The sequence below is a fragment of the Flaviramulus aquimarinus genome (assembly GCF_039543205.1).
In the GTDB taxonomy this organism is placed as follows: Bacteria; Bacteroidota; Bacteroidia; order Flavobacteriales; family Flavobacteriaceae; genus Flaviramulus_B; species Flaviramulus_B aquimarinus.
The window spans coordinates 170,213-185,932 of the sequence record NZ_BAABJH010000002.1 but is presented as its reverse complement, the minus strand read 5'-3'; the positions used below and the strand labels follow the sequence as shown (position 1 = coordinate 185,932).

The 15,720-nt window shown below is 33.2% G+C and carries 15 protein-coding genes; 13 read left to right on the top strand and 2 right to left on the bottom strand.

Features of this window, described 5'->3' with window-relative positions; all coding sequences use genetic code 11:
* The first annotated feature begins 44 nt into the window (after window positions 1-44).
* The 13 genes from ABD941_RS09200 to ABD941_RS09140 all read left to right on the top strand — a co-directional run bounded on the left by ABD941_RS09200 (window position 45) and on the right by ABD941_RS09140 (window position 13,125).
* A complete protein-coding gene (locus ABD941_RS09200; protein WP_425557103.1) occupies window positions 45-668 on the top strand; it encodes a GNAT family N-acetyltransferase in 624 nt (207 codons plus the stop codon).
* A gap of 41 nt (window positions 669-709) precedes the next feature.
* Complete coding sequence (locus tag ABD941_RS09195; RefSeq protein ID WP_345273841.1) at window positions 710-1,885, top strand: argininosuccinate synthase; 1,176 nt, start codon at window positions 710-712, stop codon at window positions 1,883-1,885.
* A 3-nt stretch (window positions 1,886-1,888) separates the two neighbouring features.
* Window positions 1,889-2,866, top strand: coding sequence for an N-acetyl-gamma-glutamyl-phosphate reductase (gene argC, locus ABD941_RS09190; protein WP_345273840.1), 978 nt, complete (start codon window positions 1,889-1,891; stop codon window positions 2,864-2,866).
* A gap of 12 nt (window positions 2,867-2,878) precedes the next feature.
* A complete protein-coding gene (proC, locus tag ABD941_RS09185) occupies window positions 2,879-3,673 on the top strand; it encodes a pyrroline-5-carboxylate reductase (protein ID WP_345273839.1) in 795 nt (264 codons plus the stop codon).
* Window position 3,674: 1 nt separating this feature from the next.
* Window positions 3,675-4,829, top strand: a complete 1,155-nt coding sequence (locus tag ABD941_RS09180) for an aspartate aminotransferase family protein (protein WP_345273838.1) — start codon at window positions 3,675-3,677, stop codon at window positions 4,827-4,829.
* Between the two features lie 11 nt (window positions 4,830-4,840).
* Window positions 4,841-6,034 carry a glutamate-5-semialdehyde dehydrogenase gene (locus ABD941_RS09175; protein ID WP_345273837.1) on the top strand — a complete coding sequence of 398 codons (1,194 nt, stop codon included), beginning with the start codon at window positions 4,841-4,843 and terminating at the stop codon, window positions 6,032-6,034.
* 2 nt (window positions 6,035-6,036) lie between these two features.
* Entirely contained in the window at window positions 6,037-6,801 is a 765-nt protein-coding gene (proB, locus tag ABD941_RS09170; protein WP_345273836.1) for a glutamate 5-kinase, read from the top strand.
* 6 nt (window positions 6,802-6,807) lie between these two features.
* Complete coding sequence (locus ABD941_RS09165; RefSeq protein ID WP_345273835.1) at window positions 6,808-7,746, top strand: N-acetylornithine carbamoyltransferase; 939 nt, start codon at window positions 6,808-6,810, stop codon at window positions 7,744-7,746.
* A 64-nt stretch (window positions 7,747-7,810) separates the two neighbouring features.
* On the top strand, window positions 7,811-8,587 hold the full coding sequence (argB, locus tag ABD941_RS09160; RefSeq protein ID WP_345273834.1) for an acetylglutamate kinase: 777 nt from the start codon (window positions 7,811-7,813) through the stop codon (window positions 8,585-8,587).
* Window position 8,588: 1 nt separating this feature from the next.
* Window positions 8,589-9,656, top strand: a complete 1,068-nt coding sequence (locus tag ABD941_RS09155; protein WP_345273833.1) for a M20 family metallo-hydrolase — start codon at window positions 8,589-8,591, stop codon at window positions 9,654-9,656.
* Window positions 9,657-9,693: 37 nt separating this feature from the next.
* Window positions 9,694-10,968 (top strand): argininosuccinate lyase, encoded by a 1,275-nt coding sequence (argH, locus tag ABD941_RS09150; RefSeq protein WP_345273832.1) that lies wholly within the window; start codon window positions 9,694-9,696, stop codon window positions 10,966-10,968.
* A 23-nt stretch (window positions 10,969-10,991) separates the two neighbouring features.
* Complete coding sequence (locus ABD941_RS09145) at window positions 10,992-11,909, top strand: alpha/beta hydrolase (protein WP_345273831.1); 918 nt, start codon at window positions 10,992-10,994, stop codon at window positions 11,907-11,909.
* Between the two features lie 67 nt (window positions 11,910-11,976).
* Window positions 11,977-13,125, top strand: coding sequence for a tRNA modification GTPase (locus ABD941_RS09140; protein WP_345273830.1), 1,149 nt, complete (start codon window positions 11,977-11,979; stop codon window positions 13,123-13,125).
* Between the two features lie 166 nt (window positions 13,126-13,291).
* On the opposite strand, the gene leuB is transcribed toward ABD941_RS09140, so the two are convergent.
* Together leuB and ABD941_RS09130 are read right to left on the bottom strand one after the other, a co-directional pair.
* Window positions 13,292-14,410, bottom strand: a complete 1,119-nt coding sequence (leuB, locus tag ABD941_RS09135) for a 3-isopropylmalate dehydrogenase (RefSeq protein ID WP_345273829.1) — start codon at window positions 14,408-14,410, stop codon at window positions 13,292-13,294.
* 11 nt (window positions 14,411-14,421) lie between these two features.
* Complete coding sequence (locus tag ABD941_RS09130) at window positions 14,422-15,597, bottom strand: 2-isopropylmalate synthase (protein WP_345273828.1); 1,176 nt, start codon at window positions 15,595-15,597, stop codon at window positions 14,422-14,424.
* Window positions 15,598-15,720: the final 123 nt, after the last annotated feature.

The window sequence follows — 15,720 nt, the reverse complement described above, 5'->3', positions numbered from 1 at the left end:
AACAAATATTCAATTTTAAATTTATTTATAAACTAGTTTAGTTTATGAAAAACATAAATGTAATAATAGCAGGTGAAAACCATTTTAAGTACGCACAGGAAATCTGTGATGTCATTTCTGAGTCTGCACAAGTTAGAGGTACTGGTATTGCTAGACGAACACCAGAATATATTACCAAAAAAATAGAAAACGGTAATGCAATTATCGCTTTAGACGGTAATAATTTTGCTGGGTTTTGTTATATAGAAAAATGGGGTCATGGAAAATTTGTGGCTAATTCTGGGTTAATAGTACATCCAAACTATAGAGGAAAAGGATTAGCTAAAAAAATTAAGCATAAAGTTTTTGAGCATTCTAAAAATAAATTTCCAAATGCTAAAATATTTAGTATTACTACAGGGCCAGCAGTTATGAAGATGAATAGTGACTTAGGTTATAAACCAGTCCCATTTTCAGAATTAACAGATGATCAAACATTTTGGGATGGTTGCCAAACATGTAAAAACTATGATGTTTTAACGAGAACCAATAGAAAAATGTGTTTATGCACAGGCATGCTATATGATTCTAAAGTTAAAAAAGATGAGATAAAGCCAATCAAAGAAAAAGTGTTTGCACGTTTAAAACGAATAAAGCAATCTTTGTTGTTGAAAAAAGAAAAAAAATAATAATACAATTTTCGCAAAGCGAAGCCATAATATAAGTCAGAATGAAAAAGTTAGTCATAGCATACAGTGGAGGTTTAGACACCTCATATTGCGCAGTAAGTTTATCAAAAACCTACGATGTCCATGCCGTAAGTGTAAACACAGGAGGATTTACTAAAAAAGAAATTGGTCATATAGAAAGTAATGCCTATAAAATGGGTGTTTCAACATATAAAAACATTGATGCAGTTGCAACCTTTTACCAAAAAGTTGTAAAATATTTAATATTTGGAAATGTATTGAAAAACAGTACATACCCACTTTCTGTTAGTGCAGAGCGTATTATTCAAGCTATTGAAATTATTGAATATGCTAAAAGTATAGATGCAGAATATATTGCACACGGCAGTACAGGAGCAGGAAATGATCAGGTGCGTTTCGATATGATTTTTCAAACATTGGCGCCAAACATAAAAATTATTACACCAATTAGAGATCAAAAATTAACAAGGCAAGAAGAAATAGATTATTTAAAATCAGAAGGTATTGATATGCCTTGGGAAAAATCAAAATACTCTATTAATAAAGGCCTTTGGGGAACAAGTGTTGGAGGCGTTGAAACTTTAGAGTCTGAAAAACCTTTACCAAATGAAGCTTATCCATCTCAATTAGAAAAAGATGGTGAAGAAAAAGTAGCGTTGACTTTTAAAAATGGTGAATTTATTGCTTTAAATGGTGAAGAAAATGCTCCTGAAGTTAATATTGAGAAATTAAATGATATTGCTTCTGCTTACGCCATTGGTAGAGATATACATGTTGGTGATACTATTGTTGGTACTAAAGGACGTGTTGGTTTTGAGGCCGCAGCTGCTTTAATTATAGTAAAAGCACATCATTTATTAGAAAAACACACCTTAACAAAATGGCAGTTACAGCATAAGGAGTATTTGTCTAGTTTCTACGGAATGCATTTGCATGAAGGGCAATATTTAGACCCTGTAATGAGAGATATTGAAGCTTTTTTGCAAAGTTCTCAAAAGATGGTTTCTGGTAATGTTGTAGTTACTTTAAAGCCTTATCATTTTTCTTTAGATGGCATTGTTTCTAACCATGATTTAATGTCTAGTAAGTTTAGTACTTATGGTGAAGAAAACAAAGCATGGACGGCAGATGATGCTAAAGGATTCATCAAAATTATTGGGAATCAAAATAAAATATATAGACAAGTAAATTCTTAAGATATGATTAAGGTTGGAATTATAGGAGGCGCAGGATATACGGCTGGCGAATTAATTAGATTATTAATTAACCACCCTGAGACTGAAATTAATTTTGTATTCAGTACATCCAATGCTGGAAACCTCATTAGTAAAGTGCACCAAGATTTAGTGGGAAGTTTGGATTTAGAATTTACCGATACCGTAAACCCAGAAGTAGATGTTTTGTTTTTATGCTTAGGTCATGGGAATTCCGTTAAGTTTTTATTGGCTAACACCTTTTCCGAACATACAAAAATCATTGATTTAGGAAACGATTTTAGGTTAGAAGCAGATAAGGTTTTTAATGGAAAAACATTTGTTTATGGCTTACCAGAATTACAAAGAGAAGCCATTAAAACGGCTAATTATATTGCTAATCCAGGCTGCTTTGCAACAGCCATTCAATTAGGGCTATTGCCCTTAGCAGAAAAAGGATTGTTGAAAAACGATGTGCATATAAATGCCGTAACCGGAGCAACTGGAGCCGGAACATCATTATCAGCAACAACACATTATACTTGGAGAGATAATAATTTTTCATATTATAAACCATTTACACATCAGCATTTAGGGGAAATCAATCAGTCCGTAAATCAGTTGCAAAATGATTTTTCATCAGAAATTATTTTTATGCCAAATAGAGGTAATTTTTCAAGAGGGATATTCGCAACCATATACACCGATTTTGAAGGAACGGTTGAAGAAGCAAAAATCATTTACAAAGCATTTTATGCAACCGCTGAATTTACATTTGTATCAGATGATTTCTTACATATGAAACAAGTCGTAAATACTAATAAATGTTTAATGCATTTACACAAACATAACGGTAAATTATTAATTACAAGTGTTATAGATAACCTTTTAAAAGGCGCATCAGGGCAAGCCATTCAAAACATGAATTTAATGTTTGGATTGGAAGAAACAACAGGAGTACAATTAAAAGCAACCTATTTTTAAAAAATCAAAGTCATGAGAATAGCCATTATAGGAACAGGGAATTTAGGAAGTTCAATAGCCAAAGGTCTTATTGCAAATAAGTCATTTACATCATTATATCTGAGTGATAAAAATACATCGGCAGTAAAAGCTTTTGAAAATGAGAATTATGTTACTATTACTAACGATAATGTTTTAGCGGTAGAGTCATCAGACATCGTGATTTTTGCCTTGCAACCGCGACATATAGATAAAGTTTTGGAAAGTGTTTCTTCCCTAATTACGAGTTCCCATGTGGTGATGTCAGTGGCAGCTGGTTTTGAAATTTCTAAGATAGAAAATAGTATTGGTAGCGATAAGAATATCATTAGGGTCATGCCAAATACGGCCATTTCTATAGGTAAATCTATGACATGCTTAGCAGCAAATGATAAAGCGCAAGATAAAATAGAACTGGCAAAAGATATTTTTAACCAATTAGGAACAACTATGGTTATTCCAGAAGAGCAAATACAAGCAGCCACCGTAATTTGTGCCAGTGGTATAGCTTTTTGGATGCGTTTGGTCCGAGCAACAACACAAGGTGCTATTCAGTTAGGTTTTGAAGCACATGAAGCACATGAATTGGCATTGCAAACCTGTTATGGCGCTGCTAGTTTGTTAAAAGAATCCGGAAGGCATCCTGAGGAAGAAATTGACCGTGTAACAACGCCAAGTGGTTGTACTATTGAAGGTTTAAATGAAATGGAACACCAAGGTTTAAGTTCATCATTAATCAAAGGAATTAATGCATCATTTGAAAAAATTAATCAATTAAAAAAGAATTAACATGCCGTTATTTAATGTTTATCCACTATATAATGTTACGCCTGTTTCGGGTAAAGGTATTTATGTTTATGACGATAAAGGAACCGAATATTTAGACCTTTATGGTGGACATGCCGTAATTTCTATTGGGCATGCACATCCAAAATATGTTGAAGCCGTTTCTAATCAAGTGGCCGTATTAGGGTTTTATTCTAATGCCGTTCAAAATCCGTTACAAGTCGAGTTAGCCAATAAAATAGAACAACTTTCCGGTTGCGCAGCTTACGAGCTCTTTTTATGTAATTCAGGTGCTGAAGCTAATGAAAATGCTCTAAAATTAGCATCATTTAAAACAGGAAAAACACGTGTTGTAGCATTCGATAATGGGTTTCATGGACGTACATCAGCCGCAGTAGCAGCAACCGATAACAAAAACATAATAGCACCAATTAATGCGCAACAAGAAGTAACGATATTGCCTTTGAATGATATTGAAGGCGTAAAAAAAGAGTTAGAAAAGGGTGATGTTTGTGCTGTTATTGTTGAGTTTATTCAAGGTGTGGGAGGCTTAGACCAGGGAACAACCGAGTTTTTTGAAACCGTTGATAAATTATGCAAAGCCAACAATACTATGTTTATTGCCGATGAAGTACAATCTGGTTACGGACGTTCAGGCAAATTCTTTGCCTTTCAACATTATAATGTTACACCAGATATCATTTCAATAGCTAAAGGCATGGGCAATGGTTTTCCGATTGGTGGCATTTTAATTCATCCAAAAATAGAAGCCAAATTTGGTATGCTGGGAACAACCTTTGGCGGAAATCATTTGGCTTGTGCAGCAGGATTGTCGGTTTTAAATGTTATAGAAGATCAACATTTAATGGACAATGTTAATGTCATGTCTGAGTATTTTATCAAGTTGGCAAAAACAATTCCACAGATAAAAAATATTAAAGGAAGAGGGCTGATGTTAGGATTGGAATTTGATTTTGAAGTTGGTGAACTCAGAAAGAAATTAATTTACAATCATCATATTTTTACAGGAGGCGCATCAAATAAAAAATTATTGAGAATTCTACCCCCATTAACAGTTGGCAAAGATCATATAAACCAATTTTTTGAAGCCTTAATTGAAGCTTTAACCGAGGTTGAAAATAATGTTATAGCGAATTGAAAACTAAAAAAATGAATACTTTACTATCCATAGAAAAAAGAAATGCGGTTTTACTTAAAATGGCTGTTCTTTTAGAACAAGAACGTCAGGCGCTAATCAATATTAATAAATTAGATTTAGAAGGGTATAGTGGTGATGATATTTCCATGTATGATCGTTTAAAAGTCGATAATTCTAAAGTGGATGAAATGATAACATCCGTAACACATTTAGCATCGCAAGAAGATCCTGTTGGTGTGGAACGATTTAGTTTTAACCACGACAACGGTATGCAAGTGTATAACAAAACAGCATCGTTTGGAACAGTAATGATTATTTATGAATCACGTCCAGATGTAACTGTTGAAGCCGCAGGTATAGCTTTTAAATCAGGAAATAAAATATTACTAAAAGGCGGTAAAGAATCGTTACGTTCAAATTTAAAAATTGTTGAATTGTGGCATCAAGCATTGAAAGACCATGAAGCTTCAGCCGATTGGGTTGAATATCTAAAATTCAATAGAACAGAAACACAAGCATTCTTAGAAAAACCATCTCAAAAAGTAGATTTAATAGTGCCAAGAGGTGGCGAGCGTTTAATAGCTTTTGTAAAGCAACACGCCACATGTCCAGTAATTATTAGCGGTCGTGGGAATAACTTTGTGTATGTGCACGAGGCCGCCGATATAGATATCGCTATAGATGTGATTATGAACGGAAAGTCGAAAATATCGGCATGTAATGCGGTAGATAAGGTTTTAATAGATGAAAACCTTCCGAATAAAAGTGAATTTGTAAAAACGCTAATTTCAAAATTAAAAGCATTTAAAATTGAAGTTCTAGGAGATGAAACCATATCAAAAAACCATAGTGTAGAAGCTATTACCTCCAATGACATTTGGTATGAAGAGTTTTTAGATTATAAAATTCTTATTGGTGAAATTGCATCTAATCAAGATGCTATTGCTATGATAAACACCTACTCTGGCGGACATTCATCAGTTATTGTAACAATAGATCAAGAGGAAGCCAAGTTGTTTATGGAAAATGTAGACACCGCAGCAGTATATCATAACGCCTCAACACGTTTTACAGATGGCGGTCAGTTGGGATTAGGTGGCGAGTTAGCTATAAGTACAGATAAATTGCACCAACGCGGACCAATAGGTTTACAGCATTTAGTAACAAATAAATGGTACGTTCATGGACATGGACAAACACGATAATAATGCAGAAAAAGAAACGTATTTTACTTAAAATTGGCTCAAATACTCTGACCAAAGAAACCGATAATATTTCTAGAGGTAAGATTGAGGATATAGCTAATCAAATAGCAAAACTTCAAGATACCTGCGAGTTTATAATTGTAAGTTCGGGAGCTATAGCCGTTGCAAAACAGTTTGTTAAATTGGAAAGTAAACGTAAAGAGATTTTTGTAAAACAAGCATTGGCATCAATCGGTCAGCCGCATCTTATAAGAATTTATCAAGAAACTTTTAGAGAGCTTGGTTTGTTAACCTCACAATGTTTGTTGTCCTATTCAGATTTTGAAAAGGAGCAGAGTAAAATCAATATTGTAAACACTATAAATGTATTAGTTAATAATAATTATATTCCAATAATTAATGAAAACGATACCGTAGCCACAGATGAAATTAAGTTTGGAGATAATGATAAATTAGGCGCTTTAACAGCATCACTTTTAGAAGTAGATTTGTTTATAATAGCCACCAATACCAATGGAATTTATACAAAAGCGTCAATGGAAGATCATGTGCCGAAAACCATAGAAGAAGTTACAGATTTTAATGAATTACAAAAGCAAGTGGTGAATACAAAATCATCACACGGTAGTGGAGGCATGCAATCAAAAATTGAAGCCGCATCAGTAACAAAAAAGGCAAATATAGAAACGTGGATTGTAAACGGATTGGAAGATAATTTTATTGTAAATGCTTTCGAAAACAAAGTGCCGTTTACCAAAATAAGATAAAAAAGAATGAAGAATTACACATCCATAAACGATATAGATAACATCAATTCTTGGATTGACGAAGCTAAAGCGCTGAAAACAAATCATTTAAAAGATGTAAACTTAGGAAAAAACAAAACATTAGGCTTATTGTTTTTTAATTCGAGTTTACGAACACGTTTAAGCACACAAAAAGCAGCGTTAAATTTAGGAATGAACCCTATAGTCATGAATGTATCGGGTGATGCTTGGGGTATTGAGTTTGGAGATGGAACAGTTATGAATGGAAATACCGCAGAACATATTAAAGAAGCTGCGGCAGTCGTATCACAATACTGTGATATTATAGCGGTAAGAGCATTTCCGTCGTTAACCGATAAAGCAAAAGACGAAAGCGAACAGGTTTTAAGTGCCTTTAAGAAATTTGCATCCGTACCAATTGTAAACATGGAAAGTGCTACAGGTCACCCATTACAGGGTTTAACAGATGCCATTACCATTTCAGAACACGCTAAAGTATCAAAGCCAAAAGTGGTTTTAAGTTGGGCACCACATATAAAAGCCTTACCGCATGCAGTGGCTAATAGCTTTGTACAAGCTATGCAAAAAATGGATGTAGAATTTGTAATCGCTAACCCAGAAGGTTATGATTTAAATCCTGAAATAACTGGAAACACAACAATTTACCATAATCAAGAAGACGCCTTTAAAGATGCCGATTTTGTATATACAAAAAACTGGAGTTCCTATAAAGATTACGGGAAAATAAATAATACTGACCCGAATTGGATGATAACCAAAGATAAAATTGGCGATGCTAAATTCATGCACTGTTTACCCGTTAGAAGAAACGTTGTTGTTGAAGATGCGGTTTTAGACAGCAAAAGTTCATTAGTTATCGAGCAAGCAAACAATAGAACCTATGCAGCGCAATTAGTGCTTAAAAAAATATTAGAAAATTTATAATTTTAGACTTAGCTATTGGCAGTTAAGTGCTAAAAGCTAAAAACTAAAGTCTAACAGCTAAAAAATGGAAAAACTATCCATCGTAAAAATAGGAGGAAATATTATTGAAGATGAAGCGTCGTTGAATGCCTTTCTAAAATTATTTTCTAATTTAGAAGGCAAGAAAATTTTGGTGCATGGCGGAGGAAAACGAGCCACACATGTAGCGTCCAAATTGGGTATAGAATCTAAAATGATAAACGGACGCCGCATTACAGATGCTGAAACCTTAGAAGTGATTACGATGGTTTATGGAGGGCTAGTAAACAAGAATATAGTTGCAAAATTACAAGCTTTACATACCAATGCCATTGGGTTAACAGGAGCAGATGTAAATAGCATCAAATCTGATAAACGACCAGTAAAAGAAATCGATTTTGGTTTTGTAGGCGATGTAAAGGAAGTGGCGTATAATTCAATTGATAAATTAATTCAAGCCGATTTTACACCAGTGTTTTGTGCCATTACCCACGATGGGAAAGGGCAATTGCTAAACACCAATGCAGATACCATAACATCGCAAGTCGCTGTTGGGATGAGTCATTTATATGAAACCACAATCTATTATTGCTTTGAACTGAATGGGGTTTTAGAAAATATAAACGATAAAAATTCAGTAGTAAAACATATCAACTCTAGTACATATCAAGATTTATTGGATAAAGGCATTATTGCCGATGGGATGTTGCCAAAGCTAGAAAACTGTTTTGATGCCTTACGTGGCGGGGTAAAGAATATAAACATGGGAAACACATCAATGTTAACCCAAGAAAATGATAATTTTACAACCATAACTTTATAATATGGCGATACAAGACTTAACAAATGATGCAATATCGCTTTTGAAAAAGCTGATAGAAACACAATCATTTTCATCAGAAGAAGATGTTACAGCGTCACATATAGAAGATTGGTTTAAGCAATACCATATAGACTTTAAGCGAACGAAAAATAACGTATGGGCTGTCAATAAATATTTTGATGAAAGCAAACCAACGTTATTGTTAAACTCGCATCACGATACCGTAAAGCCAAATTCAGCATATACCAAAGATCCTTTTAAAGCCATTATTGAAGATGGTAAATTATACGGTTTAGGAAGTAATGATGCAGGCGGATGTTTGGTGTCATTAATAGCCACATTTACTTATTTCTATAATCAGGAAAACCTAAACTATAATATAATTATTGTCGCTTCAGCAGAAGAAGAAAGCAGTGGCCCAGATGGATTAAACAGTATGCTGTCCATTATACCAGAAGTAGATGTCGCCATAGTAGGTGAACCAACACTAATGAATTTAGCCGTTGCCGAAAAAGGCTTAGTGGTATTTGATGCCGTAATAGAAGGCACACCAAGTCATGCAGCACATCCAAATAACAATAACGCCATATACAATAGTATAGAAGCCTTGCAATGGTTTAAAGGTTTTAAATTTGAAAAAAGATCAGAGGCCTTAGGTAATGTTAAACTAACCGTTACCCAAGTAAATGCAGGATCACAACACAATGTGGTTCCTGGACATGTAGATTTGGTTATTGATGTTCGTGTGAATGATGCCTATAGCAATGCAGAAATAGCTAAAATTTTACAAGAAAATGCACCAGTAACAACTATAAAACCACGTAGTTTACGATTAAATTCGTCATCCATCCCCATGGAACACGATTTAGTAAAAGCGGGTTTAGCTATGGGAAGAACAAGCTATGGGTCACCAACATTATCGGATCAAGCCGTATTATCATGTCCATCATTAAAATTAGGACCAGGCGATAGTACCCGTTCACATTCCGCAGACGAATTTATTTATATAAATGAAATTGAAGAAGGCATTAAAATATATGTTGAATTGTTGAATCGGGTCATTGTATAAACAAAACAACGCATAAACTAATAAACATTTTTAAAAGATGAAACTCTGGGACAAAGGTATTTCAATAGACAAAAAAATAGAACAATTTACAGTTGGGAACGACCGGGAAATAGATATCCATATAGCTAAATACGATATCATAGCATCAAAAGCACATGCAAAAATGCTTCAAAAAATTGGAATTATTTCTGTTGAAGAATTAGTTGAATTACTAAGTGGTTTAAAAATTTTAGAAACACAAATTGAAGAGGGAACATTTGTAATTGATGAACAGTTTGAAGATGTACATTCTAAAATTGAGTTCGAACTGACTAAAAGTTTAGGCGACGTTGGAAAAAAAATCCATACTGCACGTTCTAGAAACGATCAAGTTTTAGTGGCTTGTCATTTATATTATAAAGATCATTTAGGAATTGTAAAGAAAAAAACACAGGCCCTTTTTAAGACCCTTTTAGATTTAGCTGACAGATATAAAGACAAGGTGTTGCCAGGTTACACACATTTGCAAGTGGCTATGCCATCGTCTTTTGGGTTGTGGTTTTCTGCCTATGCAGAGCTTATGATTGACGATGTATTTTTATTAGATGCAGCCATCAAAACGGTAGATCAAAACCCATTGGGTTCGGCGGCAGGTTACGGAAGTTCATTCCCTATAGATAGAGTAATGACCACTAAAGAAATGGGTTTTGCCACACTAAAATATAATGTCGTTGCGGCACAAATGGGACGCGGTAAAAACGAGCGAACCATTGCAGCCGCATTAGGAGGTTTAAGCAATACTATGGCGCGTTTTGCTATGGATGTATGCTTGTATATGAGTCAGAATTTTGACTTTATTTCATTTCCTGATGAATTAACAACAGGCAGTAGTATTATGCCCCATAAAAAGAATCCCGATGTATTTGAATTAATACGTGGAAAATGTAATAAAATACAAGCCTTACAAAGTGAAATGATTTTAATAACTAATAATTTACCAAGTGGTTATCACAGAGATTTTCAGTTAATAAAAGAAAATATGATTGCTGCTTTTGAAGAGATAAAAGACATTCTAGATATTTTCAACTACTCCATTCAACAGATTATTGTAAAAGACATTGATATATATGATGATAAATACAAGTATTTATTTACTGTAGATAATATCAATACATTAGTAGTTGAAGGACAAAGCTTTAGAGAAGCTTACCAGAAAATTGGTGGGCAAGTGCAAGATGGAACCTATGTTCCAGATACTTCAAAAAAGCATACGCATGCTGGGAGTATTCATAATTTGTGTTTGGATAAAATTAGAGGGAAGTTCCCTTTATAGTATTGATTTTAAAACAAGTAAGGATGTTGTTTAATAATGATTTTGTAACCTTTTGTTTGTTTTTTACCATGATTAATAGTTTTGCTCAAAAAGAGATCATACCCTTATGGGATGGTGATATTCCTAATGCTCAAAAAACTGAAGAACAAGAAGTTATTGAAAACGGCGATATTATTAAAATTTCATTAGTACAAAACCCCACTTTAGAGGTTTTTTTACCTGCAGAACCAAGTGCTACAGGTCAAGCAGTCATTATATGTCCTGGAGGTGGTTATCATTATCTGTCATATGATTGGGAAGGGACTGATATAGCAAAATGGTTTAATTCAAAAGGGATAACTGCTTTTGTGCTAAAATATAGGTTACCAAATTCTAAATCTATAAAGGTATCTTATAAAGCACCTTTGCAAGATGCACAACGAGCTATACGAATAATACGTTCGCAATCAAAAAAATGGAATATAAACCAAAATAAAATTGGAATTATTGGGTTTTCGGCAGGAGGACATTTAGCATCTACTTTGGGAACTCAATTTGATAGGCCAAATACTTTTAAAGAGCAACCTTTAGATATGATATCAGCACGCCCAGATTTTATGGCTTTAATTTATCCTGTGGTTACCATGCAAGAAGATTATACGCACAAAGGGTCACAAGAAAGTTTGTTAGGAGATAATACTACTGATATTTTAAAAACACAATATTCTAATGAATTACATATTACTAAAAGCACACCGCCTACTTTTTTAGTACATTCTACTGATGATAAATCTGTGCCAGTTGAAAACAGCTTAAACCTATACAAAGCTTTAAAAGATAATGATGTTAAAGTAGAAATGCATATTTATCCAACAGGAGGGCATGGTTATGCCTTAGCCATTGATAAAGGGTATTTGCAATCTTGGACGGATAGATTGGAAGATTGGTTGGCGAATTTATAGGGTAAAAAAGTAGTTTTTTTATAAGAAAAAAGATGCATTTGATTAACTTAAAACCAAAATCATTTAAATGAAAAACAAATTATTATTTCTGTTAATCTTAATATTTACTTTTAACAACTACGCACAAATAAAATTTGAGAAAGGGTATTTTATTGATAATAATGGTGTGAAAATAGAATGCCTCATTAAAAATATTGATTGGTATAACAATCCTTTAGAATTTGATTTTAAAAAAAATGAAGCTTCTTTAATCAATAAAAAAACAATAAAAGCAGTAAAGGAATTTGCTGTAAGTGGTATAAAATACAGACGTTTTTTAGTTGACATTGATAGGTCAAGTGAGAAAACGAATCAATTAAGTATTGATAGAAATCCTTTGTTTAAAGAAGAGACTTTATTCTTAAAATCATTGGTTGATGGTGATTCTAATTTATACTATTATAAGGATGGTGCATTAACCCGATTTTTTTATAGTATCCCAAATACTAAAGAGGTTAAACAGCTTGTCTATAAAAGTTATCTAGATAAATATGATAAAATAAAAAAGAACAATAGGTTTAAACAACAACTTTTGATGGATTTGAATTGTTCATTAATTTCAAGAAAAGAAGTTGAAAATATAACCTATAAAAAAAAAGAGCTAATAGGCCTTTTTGTGAAATACAATAATTGTATTAATCCAGATGTTGTCAAATATGAGAAAAAAAAGAAAAAAGGTTTATTTAATTTATACATAAGGCCAGGAATTAACAGTAGTTCTTTGTCTATATTAAATAGTGCGGTAAGTTCTAGAAATAAAGATTATGGGAACACATCTAATTTTAGACTTGGTATAGAAACAGAATTCATTTTATCATTCAATAAAAATAAATGGTCTGTATTGATTGAACCTACTTATCAAAGTTTTAAGGATGAGGATGTAGACTATAAATCAATTGAGCTACCTGTTGGAGTTAGGCATTATTTCTTTTTAAATGATAGTTCTAAAATCTTTGTAAATGGTTTATTTCTTTATGATTTGCCTATGGATTCCAAGATTGGACTTTTAGATATTTCTTCTTCAAGTAATATTGCATTAGGTATAGGTTATAACTTTAATAAAAAATACAGTTTAGAGTTGAGATATCACACAAATAGAGATGTTTTAGGTGATTTTATAGCTTGGAATTCAGAGTATAAAACACTTTCCTTTATTGCTGGGTACAATTTGTTTTAATTTTATTAAAGTTAAAAGAATCCTATACTGAGTTCAAGATAGACTATAGTAACTCAGCATTTTTATTAACCTGTATACAGGCAAATAGTAAATAATTAAAAAAGCACATCGGTTAAATGTGCTTTTAAGAATCCCAATATTTTAATTTGGTGACTAACTCAAATAATTAAATAATTGTGGACTGTCCTAAATGTATGTTTGTAAAGTTTAAGTTTGTTTCTTCTGGGTTTTGTATAAAATCTTCTATAAAATCACCAACTTTAGTGGTGCTAATATTGTCATATTTATTATTTAAATCTGGTGTGGTTATGTGAAGTTTTAATGATTTGTCAACACCTTCTCTAACAAGGGCTGCTTCGTCATATAGGCCAAAATGGTCTAACAGCATAGCTACAGATAAAATAGATGCAATAGGGTTTGCTATACCCTTGTTTGCAGCTTTGGTATATGCCCCGTGAATGGGCTCAAACATGGCATATTTATCGCCAATAGATGCCGAGGCTAATAAACCAATAGAGCCTACAATAACACTAGCTTCTTCTGAAAGGATATCCCCAAACATATTTTCAGTTAAAATAACATCAAACTGTCTTGGACGTATAATTAGCTCCATAGCAGCATTATCAATGTACATATAGTCTAACTTAACATTAGGGTATTGTGGTGCTATATCTTGTACAACACGTCGCCAAAGACGAGAACTTTCTAATACATTAGCTTTATCTACTAAGGTTAGTTTTCGTTTTCTAGATTGTGCGGCTTTAAATGCCAAATGAGCAATACGCTCTATTTCAAACCTATTATATTCACAAGTGTCTGAAGCAGTATTGCCATCTTCGCTAAGATATCTTTTACCAAAATAAATACCCCCAGTAAGTTCGCGGTAAATAAGAATATTAGTGTCTTTAATTTGCTTTACTTTTAATGAAGATTTATTAAGTAAATCCTCATAAGCAATTATAGGGCGTATATTAGTATAAAGCCCTAATTCTTGACGAATACCTAAAAGTCCTTGTTCTGGACGTATTTTAGCATTAGGATCATTGTCATATTTTGTATCGCCAATAGCACCAAACAAAACAGCATCTGCTTTTTTACAGATGTCTATGGTCTCTTCTGGTAATGGGTTTCCGGTTTTATCAATGGCACAAGCACCAACCAATCCCTTTTTAAAAGTAAATATGTGGTTAAATTCCATGGCTATAGCTTTCAAAACCTTAACGGCTTGAGCAGTAACTTCTGGTCCTATACCATCGCCTGGTAAAACGGCAATATTTAATTTCATTTATTTTTTATTTAAGCGGAAGTAATCTCGTTATATACTTTGCTTTTTTCTATAATTTGGTGTATGTCATTATCATCAACTTCTTTTTTCTTGTCAGCAAAATCTAAAAAATTAGTATAAATTTCATCCAATTGAAGTTTCGTTAATTCGTATCCAATATTCTTTGCTCTGTACGCTAAGGCAGCTCTACCGCTTCTTGCTGTTAAAACAATAGCAGATTCAGTTACCCCAACATCTTTAGGGTCCATAATTTCGTATGTTTCACGGTTTTTAATCACACCATCCTGATGAATTCCAGAACTGTGAGCAAAGGCATTAGCACCTACAATAGCCTTGTTGGGTTGTGTATAAATACCCATACTATCAGATACTAACTGACTAATACCATAAAGCATTTCTGTTTGAATTCCAGTATCAAGATTTAAATAAGGGTGTTGTTTTAAAATCATAACAACTTCCTCTAATGCTGTATTCCCAGCACGCTCACCAATACCGTTAATGGTACATTCAATTTGTCTCGCACCGTTAATAACACCTTCAATAGAGTTGGCCGTAGCTAAACCTAAATCGTTATGGCAGTGACAAGATATAATGGCTTTATCAATACCTTTTACATGCTCTTTTAAATATTTGATTTTTGCTCCGTATTCATGCGGAAGACAATAACCTGTTGTATCTGGAATATTTAAAACAGTAGCACCAGCTTTAATGACTGCTTCACAAACCCGAGCCAAATATTCGTTATCCGTTCTACCAGCATCTTCGGCATAAAACTCTACATCTTCAACAAAAGATTTGGCATAACTAACTGCTTTAACAGCACGTTCTATAATGGCTTCTTGAGTCGATTTAAATTTGAATTTTATATGTGAATCAGATGTTCCAATACCCGTATGGATTCTTGGAGTTTTAGCATATTTTAATGCTTCACCAGCCACTTTTATATCGTTTTCTACAGAACGGGTTAAACCACAAACTGTCGCATTTTTCACAATTTTAGAAATGGCCTCAACAGATTTAAAATCGCCAGGACTAGACACTGGAAAACCAGCTTCAATGATATCAACGCCTAAATTATCTAGCTGCTCAGCAATGATTAATTTTTGCTCAGTATTCAATTTACAACCAGGAACTTGCTCGCCATCTCTGAGCGTTGTATCAAAAATTTGGACTTTATTATCAGACATTTATTAAAATATATTTTCGTATTGTTATACGAATGTATATTTTGGTTTCTTAAATAGAGCGTTCAATATACGCTATTTACGATGTTTAACTTAATTATTATTTGTATAAACATCTTTAAATCA

Bases quoted from the DNA above. Each gene is read 5' to 3' on its own strand.
- ABD941_RS09200 (WP_425557103.1), top strand. From the start codon at position 45: ATGAAAAACATAAATGTAATAATAGCAGGTGAAAACCATTTTAAGTAC.
- ABD941_RS09195 (WP_345273841.1), top strand. From the start codon at position 710: ATGAAAAAGTTAGTCATAGCATACAGTGGAGGTTTAGACACCTCATAT.
- argC (WP_345273840.1), top strand. From the start codon at position 1,889: ATGATTAAGGTTGGAATTATAGGAGGCGCAGGATATACGGCTGGCGAA.
- proC (WP_345273839.1), top strand. From the start codon at position 2,879: ATGAGAATAGCCATTATAGGAACAGGGAATTTAGGAAGTTCAATAGCC.
- ABD941_RS09180 (WP_345273838.1), top strand. From the start codon at position 3,675: ATGCCGTTATTTAATGTTTATCCACTATATAATGTTACGCCTGTTTCG.
- ABD941_RS09175 (WP_345273837.1), top strand. From the start codon at position 4,841: ATGAATACTTTACTATCCATAGAAAAAAGAAATGCGGTTTTACTTAAA.
- proB (WP_345273836.1), top strand. From the start codon at position 6,037: ATGCAGAAAAAGAAACGTATTTTACTTAAAATTGGCTCAAATACTCTG.
- ABD941_RS09165 (WP_345273835.1), top strand. From the start codon at position 6,808: ATGAAGAATTACACATCCATAAACGATATAGATAACATCAATTCTTGG.
- argB (WP_345273834.1), top strand. From the start codon at position 7,811: ATGGAAAAACTATCCATCGTAAAAATAGGAGGAAATATTATTGAAGAT.
- ABD941_RS09155 (WP_345273833.1), top strand. From the start codon at position 8,589: ATGGCGATACAAGACTTAACAAATGATGCAATATCGCTTTTGAAAAAG.
- argH (WP_345273832.1), top strand. From the start codon at position 9,694: ATGAAACTCTGGGACAAAGGTATTTCAATAGACAAAAAAATAGAACAA.
- ABD941_RS09145 (WP_345273831.1), top strand. From the start codon at position 10,992: ATGTTGTTTAATAATGATTTTGTAACCTTTTGTTTGTTTTTTACCATG.
- ABD941_RS09140 (WP_345273830.1), top strand. From the start codon at position 11,977: ATGAAAAACAAATTATTATTTCTGTTAATCTTAATATTTACTTTTAAC.
- leuB (WP_345273829.1), bottom strand. From the start codon at position 14,410: ATGAAATTAAATATTGCCGTTTTACCAGGCGATGGTATAGGACCAGAA.
- ABD941_RS09130 (WP_345273828.1), bottom strand. From the start codon at position 15,597: ATGTCTGATAATAAAGTCCAAATTTTTGATACAACGCTCAGAGATGGC.